At 72.1% G+C, this 2,118-nt stretch carries 1 protein-coding gene; it reads right to left on the reverse strand.

Annotated features, from left to right (window positions below; all coding sequences use genetic code 11):
• Positions 1–1,892, reverse strand: a 1,892-nt coding sequence (locus tag G3N92_RS33350) for a type I polyketide synthase (protein WP_206131764.1), incomplete at its 3' end; no start/stop codon positions are given.
• Positions 1,893–2,118: the final 226 nt, after the last annotated feature.

Raw genomic sequence — 2,118 nt, forward strand, 5'->3', positions numbered from 1 at the left:
GCCGGCGCGCGCGGCGCCTCGGCGGCCACCGGTGCAAGCCCGTGCGGCACCGCGCCGGACGGCGCGGCCGTCACCCAATACCGCGCCAGATTGAACGGATAGCCCGGCAACGCGATGCGGCGCGGCGCGGCGCCGTCGTGCAGTTCGCGCCAGGCCACCGGCAAGCCGCGCACCCACATCTTCAGCAGGCTGTCGTGCTTGCCGCGCAGGGCCAGCGACGCGAGCGAACGGCGCACCTCGTCGTCGGCATCGAGGATCGCGAGCGTATCGCGATGCGGCTTGACGCGCGCGGCGTGCACGCCGTCGTCGTCGCGGCCGGCGCAGAACGCATCGAGCCGCCGCGCCAGTTCGTCGATCGAGGCCGCCGCGAACGCGAGCCGGTGCTCCATCGGCGAACGTCCGACCTGCAGCGTGTAGGCGATCTCGTCCAGCGACGCGCCGTGCGCCGGATGCGCGGGCGCATCGCGCTGCGCGAGCCAGTCGCGCAGTTGCGCGGCCGCCTTGACGAGCGTTTCGGCGCTGGCGGCCGACAGCACGATCAGCGCGGGCCGGCCGGAATGCGGCGCGGCGTGCGGCCGGGCCGGCGCCGCGATGTATTCCTCGAGCACCACGTGGGCATTGCTGCCGCCGAAGCCGAAGCTGCTCACGCCGGCGCGGCGCGGCAGCTCGCGGCCCTGCGCATCGGCCGGACGCGTCCAGGCGCGCGTCTCGCGCACCACCTCGAAGCGGCTGCCGTCGAGCTTCAGATACGGGTTCAGCTCGTCGCAGTGCAAGCTCTTGACCAGCGTGCCGTGCCGGAACTGCAGCAGCACCTTCAGCACGCCGGCGATGCCGGCCGCGAGTTCGAGGTGGCCGATGTTCGACTTCACCGAGCCGAGGCCGCAGCGCAGCGCCGGCAGCTCGCCGTATTCGGCTTGCGCCTCGCGCGACAGCGCGGCGAACGCGCTGGTCAGCGCCTCGACCTCGATCGGATCGCCGAGCGCGGTGCCGGTGCCGTGCGCCTCGATGTAGCCGACGGTGCGCGGATCGAAACCGGCGCGGCCGTAGACGGTCCGCAACAGCGCCGCCTGCGCCTTCGGATTGGGCGCCGTGAGCGAGCTGGCGTGGCCGCCGTGATTCTCGGCGCTGGCGCGGATCACGGCGAGGATGCGATCGCCGTCGCGCTCGGCGTCGGCGAGCCGCTTCAGGAAGATCAGGCCGGCCCCTTCGCCGCGCGCGTAGCCGTTGGCCTGCGCGGAAAAGGTCTTGCTGCGGCCGTCCGGCGACAGCATGCCGGCGCGGCTGAAACCGACGAAGGAATCGGCGTGCAGCAGCAGGTTGATGCCGCCGGCCAGCGCGGTGTCGCAATCGCCGCGCCGCATCGATTCGAGCGCGCGGTGGATCGCCACCAGCGAGCTCGAGCAGGCCGTCTCCACGGCCAGGCTCGGGCCGTGCACGTCGAGGAAGAAACTGATCCGGTTCGGCCCGAGCGACGGCGCGAGCCCGGTCATCGAATAGCCTTCGAGTTTCGCGCCCGATTGCGCGACCAGGCGGCCGTAGCCGGTATCGGCCGTGCCGACGAACACGCCGAGCCGGCTGCCGGCCAGGCTGGCCGGCGCGTAGCCCGCGTCCTCGATCGCACGCCAGGCCTGCAGCAGCAGGATGCGCTGCTGCGGATCCATCATCCGCGCTTCCGGAATCGAGATGCCGAAGAACGCCGGATCGAAATCGCCCGCGCCTTCGATGAAGCCGCCCCACTTCACCTTGGTGCGGCCCGGCTCGGTGGCGGCGTCGCCCCAGTAGTCGCGCCAATTCCAGCGCTCGGCGGGAATCTCGCCGATGCTGTCGCGGCCGGCGAGCAGGTTGTCCCAGAACGCGTCGAGATCGGGCGCGCCGGGCAGGATGCCGCTCATGCCGATCACGGCCACCGCGTCGTCGCGCGCGGGCGCGTCGGCGCAATCGCGCGGCGGCGGTGCAGTCTCGGCGGGTTCGCGGGTGGCTGCGGCTGCGGGTTCGCGCGTGGCTGCGGCTAGGTCGGAAGAGCGTGGGGTAGGGAAAGAGTGGTGGGGGCAGGGGAGGGCTAGGGGGTGGGCGTAGGCGTAAAAAAAGAAAGAGACGATGGTTCGAGTGAAGCACGCA

The organism is Burkholderia sp. Ac-20379 (assembly GCF_017104645.1).
GTDB lineage: Bacteria > Pseudomonadota > Gammaproteobacteria > Burkholderiales > Burkholderiaceae > Burkholderia.